Source organism: Rhizobium sp. 42MFCr.1, assembly GCF_000377185.1.
Taxonomy (GTDB): domain Bacteria; phylum Pseudomonadota; class Alphaproteobacteria; order Rhizobiales; family Rhizobiaceae; genus Rhizobium; species Rhizobium altiplani.
The window spans coordinates 174,121-199,995 of record NZ_KB897823.1; the positions used below are offsets into that span (position 1 = coordinate 174,121).

Annotated in this window: 21 protein-coding genes, 1 pseudogene and 1 riboswitch; of the genes and pseudogenes, 14 read left to right on the top strand and 8 right to left on the bottom strand. The window is 58.1% G+C overall.

Annotation, left to right across the window (positions count from 1 at the left end):
* The gene (locus C934_RS0109100) at positions 1 to 1,047 is read right to left on the bottom strand and encodes an ABC transporter substrate-binding protein (protein ID WP_026371690.1); all 1,047 of its coding nucleotides are present in this window, start codon (positions 1,045 to 1,047) and stop codon (positions 1 to 3) included.
* A 395-nt stretch (positions 1,048 to 1,442) separates the two neighbouring features.
* On the opposite strand from C934_RS0109100, the gene trbB reads away from it, so the two are divergent.
* The 10 genes from trbB to trbI are packed head-to-tail and all read left to right on the top strand — an operon-like array spanning position 1,443 to position 10,789.
* Positions 1,443 to 2,426 carry a P-type conjugative transfer ATPase TrbB gene (gene trbB, locus C934_RS0109105; protein ID WP_018856405.1) on the top strand — a complete coding sequence of 328 codons (984 nt, stop codon included), beginning with the start codon at positions 1,443 to 1,445 and terminating at the stop codon, positions 2,424 to 2,426.
* The gene (locus tag C934_RS0109110; RefSeq protein WP_018856406.1) at positions 2,416 to 2,799 is read left to right on the top strand and encodes a TrbC/VirB2 family protein; all 384 of its coding nucleotides are present in this window, start codon (positions 2,416 to 2,418) and stop codon (positions 2,797 to 2,799) included. Before trbB ends, C934_RS0109110 begins: the two co-directional genes overlap by 11 nt.
* Positions 2,792 to 3,091 carry a conjugal transfer protein TrbD gene (locus C934_RS0109115; RefSeq protein ID WP_018856407.1) on the top strand — a complete coding sequence of 100 codons (300 nt, stop codon included), beginning with the start codon at positions 2,792 to 2,794 and terminating at the stop codon, positions 3,089 to 3,091. Before C934_RS0109110 ends, C934_RS0109115 begins: the two co-directional genes overlap by 8 nt.
* A 10-nt stretch (positions 3,092 to 3,101) precedes the next feature.
* Positions 3,102 to 5,555, top strand: a complete 2,454-nt coding sequence (locus C934_RS0109120) for a conjugal transfer protein TrbE (protein WP_018856408.1) — start codon at positions 3,102 to 3,104, stop codon at positions 5,553 to 5,555.
* Entirely contained in the window at positions 5,527 to 6,330 is an 804-nt protein-coding gene (gene trbJ, locus C934_RS0109125; protein WP_018856409.1) for a P-type conjugative transfer protein TrbJ, read from the top strand. The genes C934_RS0109120 and trbJ overlap by 29 nt, the downstream gene beginning before the upstream one ends.
* A 25-nt stretch (positions 6,331 to 6,355) precedes the next feature.
* Positions 6,356 to 7,516, top strand: a complete 1,161-nt coding sequence (trbL, locus tag C934_RS0109130; RefSeq protein ID WP_245267934.1) for a P-type conjugative transfer protein TrbL — start codon at positions 6,356 to 6,358, stop codon at positions 7,514 to 7,516.
* A 19-nt stretch (positions 7,517 to 7,535) separates the two neighbouring features.
* Entirely contained in the window at positions 7,536 to 8,198 is a 663-nt protein-coding gene (locus C934_RS0109135; protein WP_018856411.1) for a conjugal transfer protein TrbF, read from the top strand.
* A gap of 18 nt (positions 8,199 to 8,216) precedes the next feature.
* On the top strand, positions 8,217 to 9,029 hold the full coding sequence (gene trbG, locus C934_RS0109140) for a P-type conjugative transfer protein TrbG (RefSeq protein WP_018856412.1): 813 nt from the start codon (positions 8,217 to 8,219) through the stop codon (positions 9,027 to 9,029).
* Positions 9,030 to 9,032: 3 nt separating this feature from the next.
* Entirely contained in the window at positions 9,033 to 9,476 is a 444-nt protein-coding gene (trbH, locus tag C934_RS0109145; RefSeq protein WP_018856413.1) for a conjugal transfer protein TrbH, read from the top strand.
* Positions 9,477 to 9,487: 11 nt separating this feature from the next.
* A complete protein-coding gene (gene trbI / locus C934_RS0109150) occupies positions 9,488 to 10,789 on the top strand; it encodes an IncP-type conjugal transfer protein TrbI (RefSeq protein ID WP_018856414.1) in 1,302 nt (433 codons plus the stop codon).
* A gap of 399 nt (positions 10,790 to 11,188) precedes the next feature.
* Here the strand turns inward: trbI and C934_RS31780 are convergent.
* The 3 genes and pseudogenes from C934_RS31780 to C934_RS0109165 all read right to left on the bottom strand — a co-directional run bounded on the left by C934_RS31780 (position 11,189) and on the right by C934_RS0109165 (position 13,215).
* Positions 11,189 to 11,859, bottom strand: a pseudogene (locus C934_RS31780) (DUF938 domain-containing protein).
* A 384-nt stretch (positions 11,860 to 12,243) separates the two neighbouring features.
* On the bottom strand, positions 12,244 to 12,582 hold the full coding sequence (locus C934_RS31785) for a CrcB family protein (protein ID WP_335326830.1): 339 nt from the start codon (positions 12,580 to 12,582) through the stop codon (positions 12,244 to 12,246).
* A 30-nt stretch (positions 12,583 to 12,612) separates the two neighbouring features.
* Positions 12,613 to 12,673: riboswitch (Fluoride riboswitch) on the bottom strand.
* Between the two features lie 209 nt (positions 12,674 to 12,882).
* Complete coding sequence (locus tag C934_RS0109165; protein ID WP_018856417.1) at positions 12,883 to 13,215, bottom strand: sunset domain-containing protein; 333 nt, start codon at positions 13,213 to 13,215, stop codon at positions 12,883 to 12,885.
* A 459-nt stretch (positions 13,216 to 13,674) separates the two neighbouring features.
* On the opposite strand from C934_RS0109165, the gene C934_RS0109170 reads away from it, so the two are divergent.
* The 3 genes from C934_RS0109170 to C934_RS0109180 are packed head-to-tail and all read left to right on the top strand — an operon-like array spanning position 13,675 to position 19,901.
* Complete coding sequence (locus C934_RS0109170; protein WP_156828737.1) at positions 13,675 to 15,441, top strand: peptide ABC transporter substrate-binding protein; 1,767 nt, start codon at positions 13,675 to 13,677, stop codon at positions 15,439 to 15,441.
* Between the two features lie 17 nt (positions 15,442 to 15,458).
* Complete coding sequence (locus tag C934_RS0109175) at positions 15,459 to 17,186, top strand: peptide ABC transporter substrate-binding protein (RefSeq protein WP_037089536.1); 1,728 nt, start codon at positions 15,459 to 15,461, stop codon at positions 17,184 to 17,186.
* An 18-nt stretch (positions 17,187 to 17,204) separates the two neighbouring features.
* Positions 17,205 to 19,901, top strand: coding sequence for an adenylate/guanylate cyclase domain-containing protein (locus tag C934_RS0109180; protein WP_018856420.1), 2,697 nt, complete (start codon positions 17,205 to 17,207; stop codon positions 19,899 to 19,901).
* Positions 19,902 to 20,297: 396 nt separating this feature from the next.
* On the opposite strand, the gene C934_RS0109185 is transcribed toward C934_RS0109180, so the two are convergent.
* From C934_RS0109185 to C934_RS0109200, 4 genes are all read right to left on the bottom strand, one after another.
* Entirely contained in the window at positions 20,298 to 20,663 is a 366-nt protein-coding gene (locus C934_RS0109185) for a DUF779 domain-containing protein (protein ID WP_018856421.1), read from the bottom strand.
* 63 nt (positions 20,664 to 20,726) lie between these two features.
* On the bottom strand, positions 20,727 to 22,244 hold the full coding sequence (gene adh / locus C934_RS0109190; protein WP_018856422.1) for an aldehyde dehydrogenase: 1,518 nt from the start codon (positions 22,242 to 22,244) through the stop codon (positions 20,727 to 20,729).
* 137 nt (positions 22,245 to 22,381) lie between these two features.
* Entirely contained in the window at positions 22,382 to 23,350 is a 969-nt protein-coding gene (locus C934_RS0109195) for a helix-turn-helix domain-containing protein (RefSeq protein WP_018856423.1), read from the bottom strand.
* 242 nt (positions 23,351 to 23,592) lie between these two features.
* Positions 23,593 to 24,366, bottom strand: coding sequence for an SOS response-associated peptidase (locus tag C934_RS0109200; RefSeq protein ID WP_026371691.1), 774 nt, complete (start codon positions 24,364 to 24,366; stop codon positions 23,593 to 23,595).
* A gap of 589 nt (positions 24,367 to 24,955) precedes the next feature.
* Between C934_RS0109200 and C934_RS0109210 the strand changes: the two genes are divergently transcribed.
* Positions 24,956 to 25,738: a thermonuclease family protein gene (locus C934_RS0109210; RefSeq protein WP_018856426.1), complete on the top strand. Its 783-nt coding sequence runs from the start codon at positions 24,956 to 24,958 to the stop codon at positions 25,736 to 25,738.
* Positions 25,739 to 25,875 lie beyond the last annotated feature (137 nt).

Consider the following 25,875-nt stretch of genomic DNA (forward strand, 5'->3'; position numbering starts at 1 on the left):
TCAATTTGCGTGCGCGACAACGTCGCGTTCCCACTGTTCCGCCCATTTGGGCAGGCGTTCTGCGACGGTGGTCAGGTTCGGCAAATGAAGGGAATTCAAGTTTGCATCTGAGGTGATCTGGCGTGCTCTTACCGCGGCCGGAACATCGATGTCGGTGCGGGCGCTTCCCACCTTGTAACCGCCCACCCACGCTTCCTGACTGGTCTTCTCCAGGAAGAAGTCAATGAACTTTCTCGCAGCATCCTTATGCTCGGCGCCGATTGGAATGTTCAGCGTGGCGACAAGCGGGATGGTGCCCTCCTTTGGCTTGACGTAATCCACAGGCAAGCCGCTATCGACAAGCAATTGCGCCCGGCCGCTCCAGAAAGGCATCGCCCAGACCGTTCCATCCTTTATGTAGCTCTCGAGAATTGCCGAACTCTGTTCGAAGCCGATCGATTGCTTGGCGATTACGGCCACTGCCCTGAACCCAGGAGCGAGATTGTCGACGAGGTCGCCGCCATTCATCAGTGAGAACATTTCGACAAGGTAGATGGCCATGGTGTTTTGAAATGTCGGCAGGACGACCCGACCCGCGAGGTCGCTTGAGGCAAGTGCTGACCAAGATACCGGCGGCGTTGCCAACTTGTCCGTGCGGTAAAGCAACGACATGTACTGGACCTCGTGCACAGCACCGCAGGGACCGGCCGTTTCCGTCATTCTTCGCGAGAGTTTCGCAAGGTTCGGGATGCTATTTGCGTCAAGCTTTTCCAGAACGCCGTCCTTACAGCCCTGCAGCGATTGAGAGGCGGTCATGACGACCACGTCAAAGCCGGGCCGGCCCCTGGTCGCCTTGATCTTCGCATAATCCTGCGACGCTGAGCCGACGGGGTCATAGACGACATCTATCCCAGTTCGCTGCTCGAATGGCTCTATGATGGCCTTGCGGATGATGGCTTCGTAAGGTCCTCCATAGCTGTTGACGACAAGCGTTTCCGCGCGCAGCGGCGTGGCAAGAGCTGCGACCGCGAAGGCCGACACAGTGAAAATTAGTCTTGTTCTTCCCATGACATGATCTCGCTTCTTGGCGTTGTTCCCATGGGAATGGTCTTCAGCGGACCGCCAGTGGTCCAATATCGGATTTCAACGATTCATGTGCTGCGCAGATGAATTGGCCCTCCGTAGGACCCCGAACGGGCCGAGCACTTCTGCCGTCATTAGTTTCCGAAATGGATCGGAACCAATCGTTTGATGCCTGCGCGGGGCCCGGCTCCTTGCCAGCGTCGCGCTCCGACTTCGGCCAAGTTCCGCCCACGGACCGCGGGTTAACGAAACATCGTCGACGAGAAAGCACTAACAAGTTTGCGAGTGGATATCGGATCGCAAGTGGGCAATTTTCACCTCCAACCGCACTTTCCCGGTGCGAACCAGCAAAACGAAATTGCACTCCAACCGAAGGTCGCATGGTGACAATGCAACATCCTGCTCAAGTTCGTTTGATCAGCAAATTGCGTCATGCCCTTGGCGACCGCCTGTGTGCCGCAATTGATGACCCGAGTGTCGTTGAAATCGTCTTGAACCCTGATGGCAAGGTCTTTGTCGAACGGTTGGGCCAGGGGTTCTCACCGCACGGCCAAGTGGCCCCAGCGGCAGCGGAAATCGTCATTGGTACGGTCGCACACGCGCTGCAGTGCGCTGTCGACACCGACCACCCCATCATCTCGGGTGAGCTCCCGATTGGCGGCCACCGCTTTGAGGGGTTGCTGCCTCCGGTGGTCGCAAAGCCGACATTCACGATACGCCGAAGGGCGTCCTCACTGATCCCGTTGGACGAGTATGTCAGCTCGGGAACCATGACAGAAGTGCAGGCCGCGACCATCCGAAATGCGGTCAGCTCGCGTTTGAATATCATCATTTCGGGCGGAACTGGTTCGGGAAAGACGACACTTGCGAACGCTGTCATCGACGAGATCGTCAAGTGCGCTCCTGAGGATCGCCTCGTTGTGCTCGAAGACACCGCCGAGATCCAGTGCGTAGCCGACAATGCGGTTCTGCTGCACACCAGCGACGCTGTTGACATGGCCCGGCTGTTGAAGAGCACGATGCGCCTGCGCCCCGACCGTATCGTTGTTGGTGAAGTCAGAGACGGTGCTGCGCTCACGTTGCTGAAAGCATGGAACACCGGTCATCCTGGGGGGGTGGCCACGATCCACTCCAATACCGCAGTCTCGGCGCTACGCCGCCTGGAGCAGCTTACCGCTGAGGCAAGCATGCAGCCAATGGAGGCAGTCATCGGGGAGGCAGTCGATCTGATTGTCTCTATTGAACGCACTCCGCGGGGCCGACGTGTGCGCGACATCATTCGGGTCATACGTTTCGTCAATGGCCAATACGAAATCCAATCCGACCAACCAACCGAAGAGCAGGAGCGTCGCCGTGCCACATAGGAAACTTCCGCTTGCTATCGCTTTTTTCAGCGCAACACTCCTTTTCGTGACAGTGATGCCCGCGCTCGCCAGTTCCGGCGGCGAGCTTCCCTGGGAGGGCCCGCTCGAACGGATCCAGCAATCGATCACGGGCCCCGTCGCCGGTTACATTGCGCTGGCTGCCGTCGCGATCGCCGGGGGGATGCTGATTTTCGGCGGCGAACTCAACGATTTTGCGCGACGTCTGGTGTACGTGGTCCTTGTGGCCGGTGTCCTCCTTGGCGCTACGCGGATTGTCGGTCTGTTCGGTGCAACAGGCGCATCGATCGGATGGATCGATGATCAACGCTCCTCATCGAAGGTGTTGGATCGAGAGGAGAAAGCAAATGGCTGAATCCCTGTCCGGCTTGCGACGAAACCGCATCCATCGTGCATTGTCTCGCCCAAATCTTCTGATGGGCGCTGACCGCGAACTGGTGCTGATTACTGGCTTGGCAGCAGCCATTCTCATCTTCGTGGTGTTGACTGTGTACTCTGCAGTGTTCGGCGTCGCGGTGTGGATTGTCGTCATCGGCCTGCTACGCATGTTGGCGAAGTCGGATCCGCTCATGCGTCAGGTCTATATCAGGCACATTTCATACAAGCCTTTCTACAAACCAACCACCGCGCCGTGGCGCAAATACTGAGGAGGTGGGCATGGTTGCTTTGAGCGCATTCAGGATCACGGGTCCCTCTTTTGCAGATCTTGTTCCCTATGCAGGCCTTGTCGACAACGGCGTGCTACTCCTCAAGGACGGGAGCCTTATGGCTGGCTGGTACTTTGCCGGACCTGATTCAGAGAGTGCGACCGATCTGGAGCGCAATGAGCTTTCGCGACAGATCAACGCCGTTCTGTCGCGACTTGGCAGTGGATGGATGATCCAGGTCGAAGCGATCCGTGTTCCGACCGTCGACTACCCCTGCGAGGACCGCTGCCATTTTCCCGACGCGGTCACGCGAGCAATCGATGCCGAGCGTCGCGCTCATTTCGTACGAGAACAGGGGCATTTTGAAAGCAAGCACGCAGTGATCCTGACCCATCGGCCGCTTGAGGCTAAGAAGTCCGCGCTCAGCAGGTACATCTATTCTGACGAGGAAAGCCGCAAGAGGTCTTACGCGGATACAGTGCTCGCCATTTTCAAGAATGCGGTGCGAGAGGTCGAACAGTATCTTGCCAATACGCTCTCTATCCGACGCATGGAAACACGTGAGACAAGCGACCGGGGTGGGACGATGGTTGCCCGATACGACGAACTTCTGCAATTCATCCGCTTCTGCATCACGGGTGACAATTATCCCGTCCGCTTGCCGGATGTGCCCATGTATCTTGACTGGCTTGTAACGGCACAGCTTGAACATGGGCTGACGCCGAAGGTTGAGAACCGATTTCTCGGTGTGGTTGCGATCGACGGGTTGCCCGCCGAAAGCTGGCCGGGGATCTTGAACGCTCTCGATCTGATGCCGCTGACCTACAGGTGGTCATCGCGCTTCATTGTCCTGGACGCGGAAGAAGCCCGCCAGAAACTCGAGCGCACCCGGAAGAAATGGCAGCAAAAGGTACGACCCTTTTTCGATCAGCTGTTTCAGACGCAAAGCCGCTCCATAGATCAGGACGCTATGGCCATGGTGGCCGAAACGGAGGACGCGATCGCACAAGCCTCATCCCGGCTTGTCGCCTACGGATACTACACGCCGGTTGTCATCCTCTTCGACAGGAACATCGAGGCGTTGCAAGAAAAAGCCGAGGCAATCCGCCGGCTGGTGCAGGCAGAGGGTTTTGGAGCGAGGATCGAAACGCTAAATGCAACGGACGCCTATCTCGGCAGCCTACCCGGCAACTGGTACTGCAACATCCGTGAACCGCTTATCAACACCAGTAATCTCGCAGATCTCATTCCCCTTAACTCCGTGTGGTCTGGCAACCCGACGGCACCGTGCCCGTTCTACGCGCAAAACTCTCCACCGCTGATGCAAGTCGCCAGCGGCTCGACGCCCTTTCGGCTGAACCTGCATGTCGACGATGTCGGTCACACGCTGATCTTCGGTCCAACAGGCTCAGGCAAGTCGACGCTACTCGCACTCATTGCTGCTCAGTTCCGGCGTTACGAGGGTGCACAGGTCTTTGCCTTTGATAAAGGTCGTTCTCTGCTTCCACTGACGCTTGCCTGTGGTGGCGATCATTACGAGATCGGCGATAGCGAAATGCAAAAGGCGGCGCTTGCGTTCTGCCCTCTATCTGATCTCGGCACGGACGGTGATAGGGCCTGGGCGATCGAATGGGTCGAGATGCTCGTCGCACTTCAGGGGGTTACCATCACCCCGGATCTTCGCAACGCGATTTCCCGTCAGATTGGGCTCATGGCGACTGCTCCCGGCCGATCGCTTTCGGATTTCGTGTCTGGTGTTCAGGTCCGTGAAATCAAGGATGCCCTTCATCCCTACACGGTCGACGGACCCATGGGTCAATTGCTCGATGCCGAAGAGGACGGGCTGGCGATTGGTGGATTCCAGTGCTTCGAGATCGAACCTCTGATGAACCGCGGCGAGCGCAATCTTGTCCCTGTTCTCAGCTACCTATTTCGACGAATCGAGAAGTGTCTCGATGGCTCGCCAAGTCTGATCCTCCTTGACGAGGCGTGGCTGATGCTTGGCCATCCCGTTTTCCGGGACAAGATTCGCGAATGGCTGAAGGTTCTCCGGAAAGCGAATTGCGCTGTCGTTCTCGCCACGCAATCCATTTCTGATGCCGAGCGCTCTGGAATCATCGACGTTCTGAAGGAATCCTGTCCGACAAAGATCTGCCTTCCGAACGGTGCCGCCCGTGAACCTGGCACGCGCGAGTTCTATGAGAGAATTGGATTCAACGAACGCCAGATCGAGATCGTCGCGAGCGCGATCCCGAAGCGGGAATATTACGTCGCATCACCGGAAGGGCGGCGTCTGTTCGACATGTCGCTCGGTCCCGTTGCTCTTAGTTTCGTTGGGGTTTCAGGCAAGGAAGACCTCAAGCGCATCCGCGTATTGAAGTCCAATCATGGTGAGGACTGGCCAGTCCGTTGGCTTGAGTCGAGAGGAGTCCACGATGCCGCATCGCTATTCAATATCGCATAGGAGGCTTGCCGGACTGATCGCCTGCACGCTCATCTTGGGTTCGGCCGCAACCGCTTCTGCAGGTTCGGTCACTGGCGCGGCTACCGAATGGACACAGCTCGCCAACAACGCCCAGCTCGTCGATCTTCTGAAAAGCTCGGGCCTTCAGGTCGACAATCAACTGAGGCAGATCAGCCAGTTGGCAGAGCAAATTCAAAATCAACTGAATATCTACAAGAACATGCTGCAAAACACCGCATCGCTTCCCGATCACATCTGGGGGCGGGTGGAAGACGACCTCAACCAGCTCCGCGGCATCGTTGACCAGGGGCAGGGCATCGCCTTTTCGATGGGCAGCGCGGACGATGTGCTGAAGCAGCGGTTCAAGAGTTATGCCGAGCTTCAGGGCGCCCTTTTGAAGGGCGAGGATCTTTCTTCAACATACCAGACCTGGTCCGACACCAACCGGGGCACAATTGCCGGCACATTAAAGGCGGCCAGTTTGACCGCCGACCAGTTCGACGGCGAAGAGAGCACGATGCGCTCGCTCCGCAGCATGTCGGAGACGGCGGACGGGCAGATGAAAGCCCTGCAGATAGGTCACGAGATTGCCGCGCAACAAGTCGCCCAGATGCAGAAACTGCGCGGCCTCGTTTCGCAACAGATGACCATGGTGGGAACCTGGCTTCAATCAGAACAGACCGAGAATGACCTGGCGCAGAAGTTGCACGAGGAATTCTTCTATTCAATCGCTCCGCCTACATCCGGTGGCGAGAAGATGAAGGTGGAATGGTGATCCCATGAACCAGGCGCTTGCCCAAATGAGAACCGCTGCAGCACTCGCGGCCTTTACAATCTTGCTGGTGCATCCCGCGCTTGCCCAAGAGGGGGCTGCCCTGACTTCACTTCAGATTCAAATCACCTCCGCTGCCAAGGGATGGGAAACGAAGGTCATGGACGCCGCTCGCTCGCTCTTCTGGATTTTGGCGACTATTGAGATCGGAATTGCCTCCATATCGCTCGCGCTACAAGCGGCTTCGCTGGACGCCTGGTTCGCTGAACTCGTTCGGCGGATCATGTTCGTCGGCTTCTTTGCCTTCGTCCTTGCCCAAGGACCAACATTTGCAAAAGCCGTCGTCGACAGCCTCTTTCAGATTGGAGCCGGGGGTGAGGCGGCCTCGCCCGCAGACGTGTTCAATACCGGACTCGCCGTCGCGACCAAGATGGCGGAAAAAGTTCGCTTCGGGCCGTTCCACGAGACTGCGCTTGCCATTTCAGCGGCTTTTGCGATGGTGGTGAGCGTCATTGCTTTCTCTTTGGTCGCTGCGATCTTTGTGTCAGTGATGGTCGAGATGTACCTCGGCTTACTCGCAGGCATGATCATGCTCGGTCTTGGAGGGTCATCCTTCACCAAAGACTTTGCCATACGATATCTCGTATACGCGTTCTCTGTCGGGATGAAACTCATGGCACTTGTCATGATCTCGCGCATAGGGTCCGATGTCCTGATCGGACTGGCCGATGACCCGGACTTTGGCAATCACTTCCAAACTGCGCTCGCGATCGCCGGCATAGCTGTCGTTGTCTTCATCATCGCAATGTACGTGCCGAACATCATACAGGGTGTCGTGCAGGGAGCCTCGGTTACGGGCGGTATGGAGGTCATTCGACACGGCGGTCAGGCCGCTTCAGTCGCCTTGGCCGGCTTCTTTCTAGGTACGGGCGCTATCATCGCAGGCTTTGCTGCTGCAAAGGAAGCTCGCGCCGCCGGGTCCTCGCTTGCCGGGGCTGCCGCGCGCGGCATCGGTGCTGGCGTCAGCTCCGCAGGCAAAGCAGTCGCATCGGCAGCGAAGGAAAAGGCGATCGGCTCGCCCGGTGCCTATGCCGGCTCGATACTCGGCCTTGCCAATGCCAAACTCGATGCCGGCTTGAGCGGTCGCGCTGGCTTTAAGCCACCTCCCGAACGCAGCGATAAACCGTGATCCTTAGGAGAGAAATCGAATGGCAGCAAACCGGCCTTCCGAAAACCCGTACCTTGTCGCCAGGCAGGAATGGTCCGAGCGCTACGGCTCTTACGTCAAGGCCGCTGCTGCATGGCGGACCGTCGGGATCCTCGCTCTCGCCATGGCAGTGACGGGCTTTGGGTATGCTTTGTACCTCAGCACTCAGGTCAAGCTGGTCCCTTACATCGTCGAGGTGGATAAACTTGGCACCTCGGTCACGTCAGGTTTCCCGGAGCAGATCGAGTATGCCGACGCACGCGTGGTCAGGGCGGCACTTGGCAATTTTGTAACCAGCTTCCGGTCGATTACGCCGGATGCCGTGGTGCAGAAGCAATATATCGATCGCACCTATGCCCTTCTACGAACTTCCGACCCCTCGACGCAGAAGGTAAACGGTTGGTTTCGCGGCAATTCGCCGTTCGAGAAGGCCAAGACATCGACGGTTGCCATCGAGGTGAACAACATCGTGGCACTCTCGCAGCAAACCTATCAGATCGACTGGACGGAGTACGAGAGGGACCGCAAGGGCAAGGAAACCGGCACGCGCCGTTTTCGCGGAATCGCAACGGTTGCACTGACCGCACCACAGGATGAGGCAATCATCCGCGTTAACCCGATCGGCCTTTACGTTCGGGATTTCGACTGGACGGCACAGCTTTAAGAGCAGGGGAGTTTCCGAATGTACAAAACAGAACTGATGGCAGCCTTCGGCTGCATGGTCGGACTCGTCTTCGCAGGCGCTTCGCTTGCGCAAGGCATGACGCCAAATGAGGTCAAGGCGACGGACGTCTCGAGGAAGTGGCGAGGAACGCCGGCCCTTGTTGCAACGGGTCCGGACGGGAAGGTCATTTTTCTCTTTGGCGAAGCCCAGCCCTCGGTCGTCTGTTCTCCACTGCAGGTTTGCGACATCGAGCTTCAGGGGGGCGAAATCGTACGCGACGTCCTCGTCGGCGATACTGTCCGATGGAAAGTCGAGCCTGCGACATCAGGTGCAACCAGTGGGCAGGCGATCCATCTTGTCGTCAAGCCGTCGGAGCCTGGCCTGTTGACGTCGATGGTCGTCACGACGTCCCGCCGGACCTATCATATCCAGCTCAAATCGCACCCAAGCCAGTATATGGCGCGCGTCGGTTTCGAGTATCCGGAAGACGTTTCGACCAAGCTCGCCGACATCAATGCGCGACTGCAAACTGGAAGCAACCTTGGCGCAGCCCCTGAGAGGCTGAGTTTTTCCTATTCGCTCAGCGGTTCGGCGGCGTGGAAACCAATGCGCGTTTATTCCGACGGGGCCAAGACCTACATCCAGTTTCCAAAGTCAATCGCGGGTCAAGACGCCCCTGTACTCTTTGTCGTTTCCGGTGGGCAGAACCGGATCGTCAACTATCGCATGAAGAACGACATCATGGTCGTCGATTATGCGCTCGACGAAGCAATCCTTGTATCGGGCGTCGGTTGGCACCAGCAGAGAATTACTATTCGGCGCGGAGGCTGATCAATGCACAAATTGGCCCCCAGCTTGCTTATCACGTGCAGCCTTTTTTCTGGATGCCAGGCGGCTGGCGGACCGATTGACACCTATTCAGCACAGGTAGCCGCCGTCGGGCCAGTCGCCGCAAGTGCCATCGCAGGCGATATGGCAAGCCAGTTTGCCGAGCATATCGACAGACCGGTGAGGACCCCCATCAAGATGGATGCGGACGGCTCGGACTATGCAAGCGCGCTTGAGGCAGCACTGAGGGGATGGGGTTTTGTCGTCATCACGGACGGGAGAGTCGGCAAGAGCCAAAAGCCAATCCAACTCACCTACTCGATCGATAGCCTCAATGGTGAGGTCCTTGCACGCCTAATGACACCGTCGATCGCGCTTGGCCGCACTTATGCGACGACACCCGCGGGCGCCACGCCTGCAAGTCCGCTCTCCATCATGCAACGACAGTAAGAGAGACAACAATGGTCCAGTCGCTTCAGCTTGGCGCCACGAGCCACGCGGTCGATCAGCGAGCTATGCGCCGCCTCAATCGCCTGCCGATCGTCATTGCCATTGTCATCACCGTGCTGTTCCTCGGTGTCGTGGTGGTCGGACTTTCCTGGCGTGGGACAACGTTCAATGGTGGGAATGATTTCGACACCACGTCGAACACGCCGGCAACGAATTTCGCAGACCAGCTGAAGAAAGGTATTTCCGACGGCATCATCGGCGAGCCGGAAAGGCAGGAAATATTCCAGCCAACGCCGCGGGCAATCGAGAAGGAGCCCGTCAAGCAGCCGGTTGCCGAACATGAACCGATTGACCGACAAGAGCGGCGACTTAGACTTGAATCTGAGGAGGAGTGGAGGACGCGGCTAAAGCGCGAACAGGACGAACAGTTCTTACGCGAGGCACAAAGGCAGCGCATGGCACGCCTTCAGGCACGCGTGACCGCCTATGACTCTCCGTTGAAAGTGGATATTTCCGATGCTGAGCAGACTTCCACAGGCACCAAAACCGGTGATCCACAGAACCTTAACGACGGCACAAGTGGCGCATCCGATCTTTATGCGGCGGCGATGAAGTCGGGCCTGATCAGCCAGAATTTTGATCCGAGCGGTCAGGTCTCGAAGGAGGCTTTTTTCAATCAGGACATCAAGGACCTTGGTTACCTCTCAAAGCAGGTCGTGCCGCAGTTCTCGCCATATGAACTGAAGCGCGGTTCTGTGATACCGGCAACTCTCATCACCGGTCTCAATTCCGACCTGCCCGGGAGGGCAATTGCTCAGGTCAGCGCAAATGTCTACGACAGCGCAACCGGTTACCGCCTTCTCATCCCGCAAGGCGCCAAGCTGTTCGGACGCTACGATTCCAAGGTCTCGTTCGGCCAGCAACGCGTCCTCGTTGTGTGGACCGACATCAGTTTTCCGAATGGGTCAACGCTGCAGCTCGGCGGCATGGCGGGCACCGACGCGGAGGGATACGGCGGGTTCAAAGACAAAACCGATCGTCACCTATGGCCTACCTTTGGGTCGGCGGTTCTTATCGCTCTGCTAGGGACCGGGATCGATATGGCGATACCCGAGAGTTCAACGCTTGCGACACAGGACACTGCCTCAGATGCTGTGCGACGAAACTTTGCGGAAACCTTCGGTCGGGTGGCCGAGCAAACCATTTCCAAGAATCTGAACGTTCAACCGACGGTTCGGATCAGGCCTGGCTACAAATTCAATGTTCTGGTCGATCAGGACATCATCTTTCCCTCGCAGTACGTTGAATACTAGCCTTTGCCTCGGCAACCGACGTTTTTTTGAGTGTGGAGAATGGAGACGTGTGGCGACGTTTTGGGCAGTTGGACACCCACTGATAATATTGAGCATCGAGCAGCGGCGAGTGTATCCGACGTTGTGATTTCTAGCTGCAGTGCCTCGAGCGTGGCAGCAAATCCCGGAAACTGTTACCGCTTCAGTGGTGGCGTTGAATAAACTCTGCGATTGCCGCTTGGAGGATGCAGCCTCCTGTGAGCCTGTAGCGCTATCGGAGGGGCTCAAGGGACGCACGCAACACACTATTCTTGCTAAAGAGGAGCGTGGACATGACGCGTCCTCCCATTTCTTGTCGCAGGGGCAGCACCGTTGGCACCTTTGTGGTCCGGCCATCTCCGGGTCTGTGACGATTGTCGTTCAGGCACTGCCGGTGGAGAAAACCAGCAACATGTTGTTGGTAGGCATCTCGATCGTCTCGCGGAGATTAAGTCCGGCGGCCTCACCCACGTGTTCAAGATCAGCGATATCACGCACACCCCAGGATGGGTTTCGCTCCTTTAAAGCCACGTCGAAAGCAGCATTCGAGGGGGCGTTGTGTGCGCCGTCGCGCATGAATGGGCCGTAGAGAACAAGAAGCCCACCAGCGCGAAGCAAGCGGCCAGCTCCTGCGAACAATCCTAAGCTTGCCGCCCATGGCGCGATATGGATCATATTGATCGACACGATGGCGTCAAAATGCCCCGTTTGTTCGACGCCCCATTGTCCTGAGCACACATCAATATCCCGCGGTGCCAGCACATTCTTCAGCCCTGCGATTTGATCCAGCTGGACGTGCTGGCGCGGGCGTCGGCATCCGGATCGCTCGGTTGCCAGGTGAGGTTGGGCATTGCTCCCGCAAGGCACACAGCGTGCTCGCCGGTCCCGCAACCAATCTCCAGCACGGTGCCATGTGTTGGAAGGACACGTTTTAGGACCGCGAGGATCGGCGCCGAATTTCGCGCAACGGAAGGCGAGAACATCCGCTGGTCGGCGCTTACGTCGCGCTGTTCCAGCGCAACAGGCGGACGGCCCTCCTTCTCTGTGGGCATGGGTCTTGAATCCCCTTTGAGTGATGTCTCCCATTTTATAGCTGAAATGATGGGACTGAAACCAAAGATTTCGAACTTCCGAAGGGAGGCGTCGGCGCGTGCGTTCGGCCGAGTGCGGCCGAACGTCCAGCATGCGTCGGACTGCCCGCCCGCCCGGCTCAAGGTGAAGCGAGGCGACCCGACGCGCTGGCCAACACTCATCAGGACATAGAATGGTCCTTGGCAAAGTGCCGAATTTCCTCAAAGTATTTCCCGACATCGGGCTGCCGACGCCCGCCTCGTGCCCTCTACCTCAACCCACGCGCCATCCCGCGCAGCGGGTTCGTTCATTGGCCCCAAAGGCCGACCTTCAAAGATGTCGCCGGACGACCATCATGGTCAGTATCAGAGCCATAAGCGATACAATGACACTTGCCACGACATACGCCGCAGCAGCCAAATGCTGGCCGCGCTCCCACAGGACCGCTGCATTAGTGAGAACGTCGAAAACGTGGTGAAACCACCAATGACGCCAGTGGTCAAAAACAACTTGGTGTCCTGCGACGTTAAGTTGGACGTTGTGAAAACACCCACGACAATGCCCATGAAGGCAGAGCCCAAAACATTTATGCCGAGCGTTCCGTACGGAAAATTCGTCCCGAAGACACGAATTGAAAGCATGCCCACTGCGTAGCGAAGCATGCCGCCGAGCCCTGATCCGATAAATACAATGAGATATCCCACGCACGCCTCCTGCTCGCCCAAATGGGGCGTTGATCAGCAGGCGTCATCAGCAACAGCGCGGTTATAGGGAGACACCATTCCCGTATCGGCTTCTATGCCAGCAACATGCTTCCAGATCAACATGGTCTACACGCGGCGCAAAAGCCGTCACGACTGGAACAATGATTTAACAGTGACAGCGTTGACGTTCATTTCTATAGGATCCATCGCTCCGCTTGCGAGTGAGGGAAACGCACCATCGGCGAAGACGCGGGGGTCGAGGTCAATTTCCAAGTAGCAACGAATGTTCACTCGGCGGGATTAGTATTTGGCCTTTCGCCAACCAGCTTCACGCGCTTCTTGCTCGGAACAGAACCAGCGCTCGCCATATTGCGGCAATATCTTTGTGGCCTCGTAATAGTGCTGGCCCGGTACGTGATAGATGCGGTCGCCAGATTCGATGCTAACGTTGCCCTTGATGTTGCAGGCCGTGCCTCGTTGCACGATCACTCCGTTGTCTATGATCATCGGCTGCGTCGGTGCAGCAAACGAACGCTGGATCGGAGCGGTCACAAATTTGGGCAACACGGCGTAGCCACCGGTTCCCAAGAATGCCGCTGCCGAACTCAAAGCTACCACCATTGGAAACTTCATGTCTCACTCCTAAATTCTTCCAGAGTTTAACACGCTAGGGTTTATCTATTCGTATGTCAGATTGCTAAAATGCTCGGCATTGGCGACGTGGTGTCTGGCGCGACCTGGGCATGGCGGTTGGAACGCCGGAACTCACATCCCGCATTGACCGCTCTCAGGCCCGTTGCAGACACTGCTCCTGGGGCCGCGCGTTTCGCAGAAGTCTTTGCCTGCCTCAGCTAGGATAAGGCGAAGCCTCTGTCAGCCTGGCAATCCTGTTCGTCGAGCAATGTCGAAAAGCGTCCAATTTCGACAAGCTTTAGGCTTTCTCGCTCTACCACCCTGGGTATTGCCAACTGTTCATGATGAGATCAACATGGCGTCTGCCGAGACGCATGGAAGGAATTTGATGGACTTCTAGGATACTGACGCGCAGCGGGTCCTGCCGCCGTCGGGCAATACCATCGTGGGGGGAGTGCGATGCGGAGAGAAGCTCGGTGCCGGTTGCAACGCGGAGCGTTCCTGGAGACAGCGCGCTTCGTTCTGCCGACTATTCTCTTCCTGTCGATCTTGATTGTCCCACAACACGTCATGTCGGCCGACAAGACGTTGAAATTGCTGTTATGGCAGGCTCCAAGCACGCTCAATCCTCACTTGGCTCCGGGCATCAAGGACCAGACAGCCAGCCGGATTGTCTATGAGCCTCTCGCCAGCTTCGACCGCGAGGGACATCTCGTTCCCTTCCTCGCCGCGGACATTCCGACGCTCGAGAATGGCGGCGTGAGCGCCGACGGCCGTTCAGTCGTCTGGAAGCTCAAGCACGATATCAAGTGGTCCGACGGCCAGCCCTTCACGGCCAAAGATGTGCTCTTCACCTACAATTATATCACAAACCCGGATGTCGGCTCGGCGAGTGTCGGCTCTTACAAGACAATCGACAAGGTCGTTGCGATCGACGACGACACCGTGCGGATCACGTTCAAGGACCTCAATCCGGCGTGGGCGCTGCCGTTTGTCGGCGTGCAGGGTATGATCCTGCCCGAGCATGTGTTTGCCCCTTACAACAACAAGGATGCGGTGACGGCAGCCGTGAATCTGGCCCCCATAGGCACAGGCCCGTACCGCCTGAAGGCGTTTCAGACAGAGGATGTGCTTGTCATAGGTGAGGATGTCGTCAACACGGTGAAGGCCATCTTCGAGCGCAATCCGTATTATCGCAACGCGGATGAGCTGACCTTCGATGCGGTGACACTCCAGGGCGGCGGCGACGCTTCGGTCGCGGCCAAGGCGGTGCTGAAGGAAGGCGTGGTCGACTATGCCTGGAACCTCCAGGTCGACGATTTCGTGCTCAAGGAGCTCGAAACGGACGGTGTCGGCAAGGCGACGGTCTCCTGGGGCTCCTATGTCGAGCGCATCATGCTGAACTTCGCCGACCCCAACCGAGAAACCGCCGACGGGGAACGGTCGAGCCTGCAATATCCGCATCCCACATTGTCCGACAGCAATGTACGCGCTGCACTCGCACTTGCTATCGACCGACAGAAGATCGCGGCGCTCTATGGCCGCACGGGCCGTGCGACCAGCAACATTTTAGTCGCCCCGGAAATCTTCAATTCGCCGAATAGCGAATGGGCGTTCGATCCCGACAAAGCCAAGTCGATCCTCGAGTCGGCAGGGTGGAAAGACAGCGACGGCGACGGCGTGCGCGACAAGAACGGCGTGCCGCTGCGTTTCCTGTTTCAGACAACCGTCAATTCCGTTCGCCAGCAGACCCAGGAGATCGTCAAGGCAGACCTGGAGGCGATCGGGGTCAAGGTCGAAAACAAGATGATCGACTCCAGCATCTTTCTGGGCTCCGGGCCCGACAGCACCAACTCCCGGCGGCATTTCTACGCCGACATGGAAGAATATGCCTACGGCAACAAGAGCCCCGATCCCGGCAGCTATATGATCGGTTGGACCTGCGGCGAAGCGGCGCAAAAGGCCAATAACTGGTCCGGGTCAAACTGGGCCCCCTACTGCAACAAGGATTACGACACGCTCTATCGGGCGTCGGCCGTCGAGGTCGATCCGGCCAAGCGCCGGCAGATCTTCGTGAAGATGGACGATCTGCTCGTTTCGGATTTCGCGGCAATTCCTCTGGTTCACTGGGCCGATGTCAGCGGAATAAGCAACTCCCTTGAGGGCTTCGACCCGACGCCTTGGGATTCCGAAACATGGAACATCGCCGGTTGGCATCGCAAATGACGGAGGCACGTGCAAATATGGGTAGAGCGCAACGCTTTTTCGTTCTGGTGATAACCCTGCTGTTTGCGGTTGTCTCACACCCTGCCCATTCGGCTGATCGCACACTGAGGCTCCTCTTCTGGCAGGCACCCAGCATCCTCAACCCGCATCTTGCCCCCGGCGTGAAGGATCAGACTGCGAGCCGCGTGGTCTATGAACCGCTGGCGAGTTTCGACGCCGAGGGACATCTGGTACCGTTTCTAGCTGAGGAAATTCCCTCCTTGACGAACGGCCAGGTCGCGGGCGACGGGCGGTCGGTCACCTGGAAGCTGAAGCCGAACGTCAAATGGTCGGACGGCGTCCCCTTCACCGCCAAGGACGTTGTGTTCACCTATGCCTACATCACCAATCCGGATGTGGGCTCCTCAAGTATCGGAACCTACAAGTCGGTCGACAAGGTCGAGGCACTCGACGACCTGACCGTCAAGGTAACGTTCAAGGATGTCGATCCCGCCTGGGCGCTCCCCTTCGTCGGTATACAGGGAACAATCCTGCCGGAGCATATATTTGCTCCCTACAACAACAAGGCCGCGGTTGACGCGCCTCCCAACCTGGCCCCCGTCGGGACCGGGCCGTATCGCCTCAAGGAGTTCCGTACGGAGGACGTCCTGCTGATCGGCGACGATGTCGTCAACACCGTCAAGATCATCTACGAGCCCAACCCTGAATACCGCGACCGGGCGCGTTTGGGATTTGACGAAGTGACCTTGCAGGGTGGCGGCGATGCGAAGACGGCCGCCAAGGCCGTGCTCGGCACCGGCGTCGTCGACTACGCGTGGAACCTGCAGATCGGCGATGCCGAACTGCAGGAGCTTGAGGCGAAGCAGATAGGCAAGGTGGCGCTCTACTTTAGCTCCTACGTCGAGCGGCTCATGCTGAATTTCACCGATCCGAACCGTGAGACATCGGATGGCGAGCGCGCGAGCCTGCAGTTCCCCAACCCGATCCTTGCCGATGCCAAGGTGAGGCTCGCCTTGGCGAAAGCTGTCGACCGCAACAAGATCGCCGCGCTTTACGGGAGGACTGGCCGGCCAACGGCAAACCTCCTGGTCGCCCCTGTTCTCTATAATTCTCCCAACACCACCTGGGAATTCGATCCCGACAAGGCTCGCGCGCTATTGGACGAGGCAGGCTGGCGCGACACGAACGGCGACGGCATCCGCGACAGGAACGGCGTTCCCTTGACCCTTCTTTTCCAGACCTCGGTCAACCCGGTCCGCCAGAAGACCCAGGCGATCATCGGCGCCGATCTGGCGGCGATCGGCATCAGGGTCGAGGACAAGCAGATCGATTCGAGTGTCTTCTTCTCGCCTTCACCGGATATCCTTAATACCAGCCAGCATTTTTACGCGGATCTTGAGGAATTCGCGACCGGCAACAAGAGCCCCGATCCGGGAAGCTATATGGTCAAGTGGACCTGCGCGCAGGCCGCTCAGAAAAGCAACAACTGGTCGGGGCTGAACGAGTCCCGCTATTGCAGCGACAAGTACGATGCGCTGTTCCATGCATCGGAAACGGAGATCGATCCGGAAAAGCGGATTGGCCTGTTCGTGGCGATGAACGACTTGCTGATTGCTCACTCCGCGGTCATTCCCATTGTCGAGTGGGCAAACGTCCCCGGCCTTCGCAACGACATCGTCGGATTCAATCCCACGCCATGGGATTCCGAGACGTGGAACATCGCGGACTGGCGGCGCAAGCCATGAGGGGCCGAAGCTGAAGGCATGGAGCACGAGGAGCCTGTGGTCGCAAGAAATCGCCCATTCTATGTCGCCCCACTGTATGCGCTCGTCCGCGCAGCTTCACCCATTCTCAGAAACCTGAACATCGGCGGCAAGCTCACGGTCGGATTTGGCATTCTGGCGGCGCTGACGCTGCTCGTTGTCGGCTTGAACTATCTGGGCAGCCTCGATGCAGTCAGAAGCATCAACAGGACGACCAACCTGAGCGCCCCGAGCGCGGTCGCCTCGGCGCGGGCACAAGCCGACTTGCTACGGATGCTGAGCGCCGTTCGCGGCTATCTTGCGCTCGGCGAGGAGAGCTACCGCGACAATTACGCTTCGGCGAAAGCCGCATTTCTCGGGGACATGCAGTCGCTTGAACGTCTGCTCCAGGAGAGAACAGCTCCGCGGCCAGACCCGGCCGCAGACGTCGAACAGCGGATGGGGGAGCTCCACGAAAAGCTTGCCTCCTGGCAGCCGCTGACGGATCAGCTCTTCGAGTTACGCAATGACCAGCTTCGACGCGAACCCGCCCTCAAGCTGTTGGTGACGGATGCAAACCCGATGATCGCCACGATTGTCGGGACGGCAACGGCGCTGATCCTGGCGCAGCAGAAGCGAGACGCGACGCCCGAGAACATGGCCTATCTGGCCGACCTCGCGTCCTTCCAGAGCTCCTTCTATGCGATGGTTGCAGGGCTGCGGGGCTATGTGACCACCAGGCGAGACGGCTTCAAATACGAATACGAGGCTAACCTCACCATCAACGATGCAGCTTGGAAGAGCATTACCGACGCAACCGTCGCGCTGACGCCGAACCAGGAAATATTGATCGACAAGCTGTCGAAGACGCGGGCGGTCTTCCTGCAGTTTCCCGCGCAGATGTTTACAGCAGTCGAAGGCGAACACGCACGTGAGGATCTCTATATCTTCCGCACGCAGGCCGTCCCGCTTGCCGAAGGCATGCTTGGAATTCTGGACGAGATCGCCAATGAGGAGCAACAACGGCTGCAGGCGGATCTCGGTGGCGGCCGCGACCAGCTCCAGAAGGCCCAGCGCATTATCCTCCTAGGTGGTGTGGCCGCCGCCATTCTCGGCCTGATCCTGGGACTGATCTTCCGGGAAAGCATCGCTGGGCCGATCCAGCGCTTGACGGGCGTTGCCGACCGGGTTCGTCAAGGCGATCTTGCCGCGCGCGCGAAGGTGGAATCGGGCGATGAGATCGGCACGCTGGCGACAACGTTCAACGACATGACGGCGCAGTTGGGCTCCAATCTCGGCGACCTCGAGAACCGCCGCAGGGAACAGGAGCAGCTGGCATTGCAATTTCGCCGGCAGAGCGAATATCTGGGCGCCCTTCACGATACGTCGCTCGGCCTGATTGCGAGATTGGACCTGACCGGACTCCTGTCAGATTTGACGATGCGCGCTGCAGGTCTGCTCGGCACGCAACATGGATACGTCTATCTTGTCGACGAAGCCGGAGAGACGCTTCAGCGCATGGTCGGCGTCGGTGTCTATGCGGGGCAGGCCGCGGGTCAGCAACTGGAGAGCAAGGAAGGCGTGGCGGGCACGGTCTGGCATACGCGCGAGGCGCTTGTCATCAACGAATACCCGACCTGGCCGGGGAGGGCGGCCGCCGCCGCCCAGCTCGATGTGACAATCAGGGCGATCATGGCCGTGCCACTCAAATCCGACAACAGGGTGGTTGGTGTCCTCGGCATCGCCTACGACGACGCCTCGGCCCTCGAGTTCGGCACCGAAGAGGTCGAGCTTCTCAACCGTTTCGGGCAACTTGCCTCGATTGCGCTGGAAAACGCGCGGCTGCACACGGCCACGGAAGCTGCCAAGAGCGAAGCGGAGGAAGCGAGCAGACGGATCGGCGAGCAGAACCGCGCGCTGGAAGCGGTCTCGAGCAAGCTGTCGAAATATCTCTCGCCACAGGTCTTCGCCTCGATCTTCTCCGGTAGGCAGAACGTCGAGATTTCGTCCACCCGAAAGAAGCTGACCGTCTTCTTCTCAGACATCGCCGACTTCACGGCGACGACCGACAAGCTCGAGTCCGAAGAACTGACCGATCTGCTCAATCACTATCTGACCGAGATGGCGAAGCTGGCTCTGACGTACGGTGCGACGATCGACAAGTTCATCGGCGATGCAATCCTGGTGTTCTTCGGCGATCCCGAAACCAGGGGCACCAGGGAAGACGCCGTCGCCTGCGTCAGAATGGCGATCGCCATGCAGAGCAGGATGCAGGAGTTGCGCGCGGAATGGGCAGGAGCCGGCTTTGCCCTGCCGTTCCATCTGCGCATCGGCATCAATACAGGCTATTGCACCGTGGGCAATTTCGGCAGCGAGGATCGGATGGACTATACCATCATCGGCGGCGAGGTGAACCTCGCTTCGAGACTGCAGAGCCATGCCGACCTCGGCGGCATATTGCTGGCGGGCGAGACCTACGCTTTGGTCAAGGACGAAATCGAGGCCGAGGAACTGCCTCCGTTGACCGTCAAGGGCTTCGCCTATCCCATCAAGACCTACCGTGTGATCGGCGCTCGAACCGCCCAAGAAGCAATGAAGGATGTGTTTTCGAACAGCGAGGGCGACCTGCAGTGGGATATCGGCTCGGCGCTGAAAGGCGCGGACCGCGACAAGGCGATCAAGGCACTCGAGCACTATCTGGCGACGCTGCGAAAATAGGATCCGCGCCGGTCGAATCCGCTCAAATGCGAACAGAATGCCAACCGAACGAAACGCCGCCAATGCTCTGCTATTGCCTTCGACAGGCATTGGCGACGTTTCCGCCCATTTGGGCACATGCAGGTTATGGGACATTCCTAAAAAAGGAAAAGCAAACGCTCGCCATTCTTCCTGCAGCAGAAGGTGTTCGCGCGCCAGTGTGGCAATTGTTCCACATCGAGGTCGTCGATTGGCCAACTCCTTCTTCAAGAACGACTTCAATCGTAACCTGCACGTGTGATCGCAAGGCCCTGGCGCACTACTGTGTTGCCGCCCCGCGGAAGCCTACCTGCCATTTGTCCGTGCCTTGATCCGGCTCAGCAGCTGAAGCATCGCAATTGGGAGCCCGTGTAGTCTCTACGAAAGCGGTTGGGATGACACCTTGCAAATCGCGGAGCGGATCAGGAAGCGCTGCTCGCGGCCATTGTCGAGGGAGAACATCCCGCCCCGGCCCGGGACGACGTCGATGGTCAACTCAGTGTGCTTCCAGGCCTCGTATTGGGATGCGCTGATGTAGACCGGCGTGTCACCAACGGTGCCGAGAAGGACATCGCGATCGCCGACCATGAAATCATCGCAGGGATAACACATGGGCGAAGACCCGTCGCAACAGCCACCCGACTGGTGAAACAGGACCGGTCCATGGTCGGTGATGATTTCGTCCAGAAGCGTTATCGCCGCCGGCGTCGCGCTTACTCTTCCGAGAAAGACTTTGTCCTGCATGGTGACCTCCGGGGATGGGGCGGTGTGGCCGGGATGGCCACACCGCATGCGCTTGGGAGGTTATCAGAAGAAGCCAAGCTTTTTCGGGCTGTAGCTCACCAACATGTTCTTCGTCTGCTGGTAGTGGTCGAGCATCATCTTATGGGTCTCGCGCCCGATGCCGGATTGTTTGTAGCCCCCGAAGGCCGCGTGCGCAGGATAGGCATGATAGCAATTGGTCCAGACGCGGCCTGCCTGGATTGCGCGGCCAAACCGATAGGCGCGCGTGCCGTCTCGGGTCCACACGCCGGCACCGAGGCCGTACAAGGTGTCGTTTGCGATTGAAAGGGCCTCGGTATCGTCCTTGAACGTTGCGACGGAAACCACGGGCCCGAATATCTCCTCCTGAAAGACGCGCATTTTGTTCGTGCCCCTGAAGACAGTCGGTTTGACGTAGAAACCGCCGGCGAGGTCTCCGGCGAGTTCGTTGCGCTCACCCCCGATCAGGACCTCAGCGCCTTCCTTCTTTCCGATGTCGAGGTAGGCGAGAATTTTCTCCAACTGCTCGCTGGAGGCCTGGGCTCCGATCATGGTCGCAGGGTCGAGCGGATCACCTTGAACAATCGCTTCGACCCTTTTCAATGCCCTTTCCATGAAGCGGTCATAAATCTTCTCGTGAACCAAGGCGCGGCTGGGGCACGTGCAGACCTCGCCCTGATTAAGGGCGAACATGACGAAGCCTTCAATTGCCTTATCGAAGAAATCGTCGTCTTCGTCTGCCACATCCGAGAAGAAGATGTTCGGGCTCTTCCCGCCGAGCTCCAGCGTAACGGGGATCAGGTTCTGCGAGGCGTACTGCATGATCAAGCGTCCGGTGGTCGTCTCCCCGGTGAACGCAATCTTGGCGATCCTCGGGTTCGAGGCGAGCGGCTTGCCTGCCTCGAGGCCAAATCCATTGACGACGTTGAGAACACCTGGCGGCAGGATGTCGCTGATCAGTTCGAGCAGCACATGGATCGATGCCGGCGTCTGTTCGGCAGGTTTGAGAACGACGCAATTGCCAGCAGCCAGTGCAGGTGCCAGCTTCCACACGGCCATGAGGATCGGAAAGTTCCAGGGAATGATCTGGCCGACGACCCCCAGAGGCTCGTGGAAATGGTAGGCGACCGTATCGTCGTCGATCTGGGCGATTGAACCTTCCTGCGCGCGGATGGCTCCGGCGAAATAGCGGAAATGATCGATGGCGAGCGGAATGTCGGCCGCGGTTGACTCACGGATCGGCTTGCCGTTGTCCCAGGTTTCCGCGAGCGCCAGTGTGCTGAGGTTCTCTTCCATTTTGTCGGCTATGCGGTTGAGCAGCCGCGCCCGCTCTGCGGCGCTGGTTTTGCCCCAGGCGTCCTTGGCGCCATGGGCCGCGTCAAGAGCGGCCTCGACATCCACAGCTTCCGAACGGGCGATCTCGCAAAGGACCCGGCCGTTGACCGGAGAGGTGTTGTCGAAGTACCTGCCTGATTTCGCGGGCGTCCACTTGCCGCCGATGAAATTGTCGTACCTCTTGGCAAACGGCACCTTGGCCGTGCGATGGAATTCGACCTTGTTCATGCTTTCCTCCCAAAATGCGCCGCCCTGCGCGACGCCTTGTGGGAGTGTTTTTCGCTTTCGACGGAATGTCAGCCCGCGCGCGGCAGTTCGGCAGGCCACAGTGTCTCAAGGTTGAGACACTGTGGCCTGCAAAATTCCTATTGAGCGCCCCGCAGACCAAATTTGCCGAGCTTTCGGTAAAGCGTAGCCCGTGAAATCCCGAGGATTTCGGCCGCCGCCGTTACATTGCCGCCGGTATTGGCGAGCGTGCGCTCCAGGACGGTGCGCTCGGCCTGCCGCAAATTTCCGGCATAGCCAGGTTCATCCCCCAGAAGATCAGCGGCTGGAAGGGACCGCATCAGCGATTCCGACGTGATTCCGAATGCGATGCGTGCAGATCGGGTCGCGCCGATCACCAAATCATTGCTGTCGACAGCGAGAAGAGGGTTTGGCATCTTTTCGTTTGTCGAAGCGACAATGATGCGTGCTTCAGGAAAGGCGATACGGAAGTTCTCCGCCTCGATCCTTCGCGCCGCGTCGCCAACGGCCATTGTGATTAAATTGACGAAGCCCTCCGTCAAATCCGCGCGGCAAGAGGACACGTCCAACGCGGCGGCAAGCTTGCCCTCGTGATCGAAAATCGGCGCGGTCGTGCAGGACAGAAGCGTATTGCGGGAGTAAAAATGTTGATCTCGGTGGATGGTCACAGCGCGCTGCTCTACCAAGCACGTGCCGATTCCGTTTGTCCCCTCGCTTTCTTCGCTCCAGACAGTTCCCGTCCAAAGCCCCCATTCCCTGAATGTCTCGTCGTCGGCGACGGCGCCACGCCGCTCAACCGGGATGCCGTCGCGGTCGGCGAGAAGAACACAGCAGCCAATGCCCCCAACCGCATGGTACAGTCGATCAAGGCTGATGCAGGCAGCCCGGATCAGCGGTTCGATTTTCTGGCGAGCAAAGCGCAACTCCAAATCCGTCAGTCGTTTCGGTCGATTGCTTTCGGTCGGGTCGAGCCGGTGAAGGTCTGCCGATCTGCACCAGGATGCGACAAGTGCGGACCTGGCCGCAGCGTTCGAGCCGATCGCCTCTTGGATTAAGTTGGCATGCCGCGCAAATGCTGATGCACTCATCAGCTCCTCCCAGAGCGTTAGTATCCTCGTCGGCCTTTGTGTTGCCGACGACAACTTATCGCGATCGATGTCCGCTTGTCCGCTCCCTAGCGCACGGATCGGGTTGGTATTCCTGCTCCATTTTCGGCGCGGGACAATTAGACGTTGGTTCTACTTCCCAATCTGCCTTGCGCAGCACCTGCACATGAGAGGCGCTCCAACACTTTATGAAGTGGTCACTGTCTCCCGCGATCAGAGATCTTCTAAAGCACCATCGGTTCGGGAAGCGGCTCGCCGGCCTTGCTTACAATCGTGGACCCGTAGGGCTCCCGTGACGTGATCACGATGCGGTCGTTTGGTAGCGGCCGGGCCAGGTGTCTGGCTTCCTCCCAGTGTGCGCGCATCCAGATTTCGATCTCCTCAGCAGTCTGCAGAAGAACCGGCATCGCCTTCTCGTGCACATTCCGGACGATGTCGTTCGGCTCCGTTGTCAGAATTGCGTAGAGATCATCAGTCGTCAGCCCATCCTTGACCTTGCGGACGCTCTTCCATTGTCTCACCCAGAGGCCAGCGAAGAACATGACCGCCTTGTCGGGTCTTGCAGAAAACCACGCGTTTGGTGTCCTGCCGCCTTCTTCCTTGCTCGCCGGGTCTGGCTCAGCAAAGGCCGTCACGGGCACGAGACATCGGCATTCAACGCCGAACCATCGCTTCCAATGGGGTAAAGTCAGATTACGAATGTTGGTAACGCCGCTGTCCGGCTCCATCCGCAGGAGTTCGTCCATGTCCACTGGAAGGCCCTTTTTTCGAAGCTTCTCAGCGCGGGTTTCGGCTGCCTTCCTCTGCAAGTAGATCGGAGAGGGCAGGCCCCATCGGCAGTTCGCGAGCTGTTTCCTACCGTCGGAGGTGTTTCGGATGACGGGTGCCCATTGATCCGGGTTGATCTGATAGGCGGGCATCAGGTTGATCAGGCTCTCAACGTCCTGCGCCCATTTGTTGACCCAGTCGCGATCATCCATGCGGTAGAGATTACACATGCGGTAGTCGCCTCCCTTTTCTGGGGACCGAAGGTCAGCCATTTGGCTCGGACTTTCAAGGCACCACGAAGCGGCTAGGCGTCGAAACGAAGTTGTGTCGGACAAAGTGTCCGGTCATTAAGGCGCTGAACTCAGCGAAACGGAACGACCAATGGAGGAACAGCGCGGAGGTATCGGCGCGGTTTGCTGCAAGTATCCACATTTGCATGGCTGCGTTGCACAAAAAATGTTTTCCAATTGGTCAAAAAACGATCATAACGGTGGCAGCTGATGCATATAGCGGCTTCTCCTCCCAGTTCCGCGCAGCAGCTGTTCCCCTCTGGAGGTTTCGACCTTCACAACTTATGGGCCACGGTACTATTGCGTGGCCCCTTTTTTCCTGGTCGATTTGATGAGCGCGATGAAACTCCACTCGAGAGTGGCGTCAGGGCCTTTCCTACCTGCGTAGCGAGAGGGGGCCAAATTCGTTCAGAGTCCGCATTGTGTTGGATGCGCGCTGCTTACAGCTGACTGACTATAAGTCGATCTGCCGCTGAAAGCATCCCTTAGCTGTTTGCGGCTAAACTCCATCAATCAGCATTGGTGAACGATGGAAACAGCATCCAATCTCAAAAGAGACATCGAGATCGCACTACGCGACCATCATCTCAATGACTGGCAGCGGAGATTCCTGACCGATATTCTGACGCGCATTGACCGCAGTGGGGACAGGTTCACTCTTACTGACAAGCAGTGGAGAAAGATCTTCGAGATTCTTGCAGATCACTCAAACGTGGTCCAATTTCAGTTTCGGGAGACGTTGCCCCGTCATCCTCGCTCGCCGAAGTACCCTCGCTCGAAGTTTGCCAAGCGGCGTTCGCATCGACTGACTTGGAACGACAGACGATTTCTGACGGCAATTGTGGTCCTCGCGTTGATTGCAAGCCTTCAGTTTTTTTCTGGCAGCAAGTTTGCTGCGGTGAGTTTGCCGTCCTCATCGACCAGGACCGAATTTGTTTCGTCGACGTTTTCGGTCACCGATGGCGATACAATTCATGTAGAAGGCGAGAGCAACGGCACACGGCTCGTTGGATACAACGCGCCCGAGGTCTTCAGCCCCCGTTGTACGTTTGAGAAGGAACTCGGCGACCGTGCAACGGACCGCCTGAAGGAACTCGTCGCAGCCGGACCGGTCGAGCTTGCGAGGGTTTCCTGCGCGTGCGAGCGGGGGACTGAAGGAACGGATCGATGCAATTACGGCCGCTCCTGCGCCGTTCTTTATGCTGGTGGACGGAATGTCAGCAACATCCTGGTGGGCGAGGGGCTCGCTGTACCCTTCGTCTGTAGTGAAACGAAGTGTCCACAGACGCCGCGACCGTGGTGTGGACGATGAGCCGGGCGCTAGACGATTTTAAATCGATTTTAAAAAGTTGAGCAAATAACTAATCGATTTTTATTTTGTTATTAAATATTTCATGTTGCGGAGCGAAAGAAACCAAGTCCTAAATGGCGCCCGAAACGTGCCGAATG

Bases quoted from the DNA above. Each gene is read 5' to 3' on its own strand.
- C934_RS0109100 (WP_026371690.1), bottom strand. From the start codon at position 1,047: ATGGGAAGAACAAGACTAATTTTCACTGTGTCGGCCTTCGCGGTCGCA.
- trbB (WP_018856405.1), top strand. From the start codon at position 1,443: ATGGTGACAATGCAACATCCTGCTCAAGTTCGTTTGATCAGCAAATTG.
- C934_RS0109115 (WP_018856407.1), top strand. From the start codon at position 2,792: ATGGCTGAATCCCTGTCCGGCTTGCGACGAAACCGCATCCATCGTGCA.
- C934_RS0109120 (WP_018856408.1), top strand. From the start codon at position 3,102: ATGGTTGCTTTGAGCGCATTCAGGATCACGGGTCCCTCTTTTGCAGAT.
- trbJ (WP_018856409.1), top strand. From the start codon at position 5,527: ATGCCGCATCGCTATTCAATATCGCATAGGAGGCTTGCCGGACTGATC.
- trbL (WP_245267934.1), top strand. From the start codon at position 6,356: ATGAGAACCGCTGCAGCACTCGCGGCCTTTACAATCTTGCTGGTGCAT.
- C934_RS0109135 (WP_018856411.1), top strand. From the start codon at position 7,536: ATGGCAGCAAACCGGCCTTCCGAAAACCCGTACCTTGTCGCCAGGCAG.
- trbG (WP_018856412.1), top strand. From the start codon at position 8,217: ATGTACAAAACAGAACTGATGGCAGCCTTCGGCTGCATGGTCGGACTC.
- trbH (WP_018856413.1), top strand. From the start codon at position 9,033: ATGCACAAATTGGCCCCCAGCTTGCTTATCACGTGCAGCCTTTTTTCT.
- trbI (WP_018856414.1), top strand. From the start codon at position 9,488: ATGGTCCAGTCGCTTCAGCTTGGCGCCACGAGCCACGCGGTCGATCAG.
- C934_RS0109165 (WP_018856417.1), bottom strand. From the start codon at position 13,215: ATGAAGTTTCCAATGGTGGTAGCTTTGAGTTCGGCAGCGGCATTCTTG.
- C934_RS0109170 (WP_156828737.1), top strand. From the start codon at position 13,675: ATGCGGAGAGAAGCTCGGTGCCGGTTGCAACGCGGAGCGTTCCTGGAG.
- C934_RS0109175 (WP_037089536.1), top strand. From the start codon at position 15,459: ATGGGTAGAGCGCAACGCTTTTTCGTTCTGGTGATAACCCTGCTGTTT.
- C934_RS0109180 (WP_018856420.1), top strand. From the start codon at position 17,205: ATGGAGCACGAGGAGCCTGTGGTCGCAAGAAATCGCCCATTCTATGTC.
- C934_RS0109185 (WP_018856421.1), bottom strand. From the start codon at position 20,663: ATGCAGGACAAAGTCTTTCTCGGAAGAGTAAGCGCGACGCCGGCGGCG.
- adh (WP_018856422.1), bottom strand. From the start codon at position 22,244: ATGAACAAGGTCGAATTCCATCGCACGGCCAAGGTGCCGTTTGCCAAG.
- C934_RS0109195 (WP_018856423.1), bottom strand. From the start codon at position 23,350: ATGAGTGCATCAGCATTTGCGCGGCATGCCAACTTAATCCAAGAGGCG.
- C934_RS0109200 (WP_026371691.1), bottom strand. From the start codon at position 24,366: ATGTGTAATCTCTACCGCATGGATGATCGCGACTGGGTCAACAAATGG.
- C934_RS0109210 (WP_018856426.1), top strand. From the start codon at position 24,956: ATGGAAACAGCATCCAATCTCAAAAGAGACATCGAGATCGCACTACGC.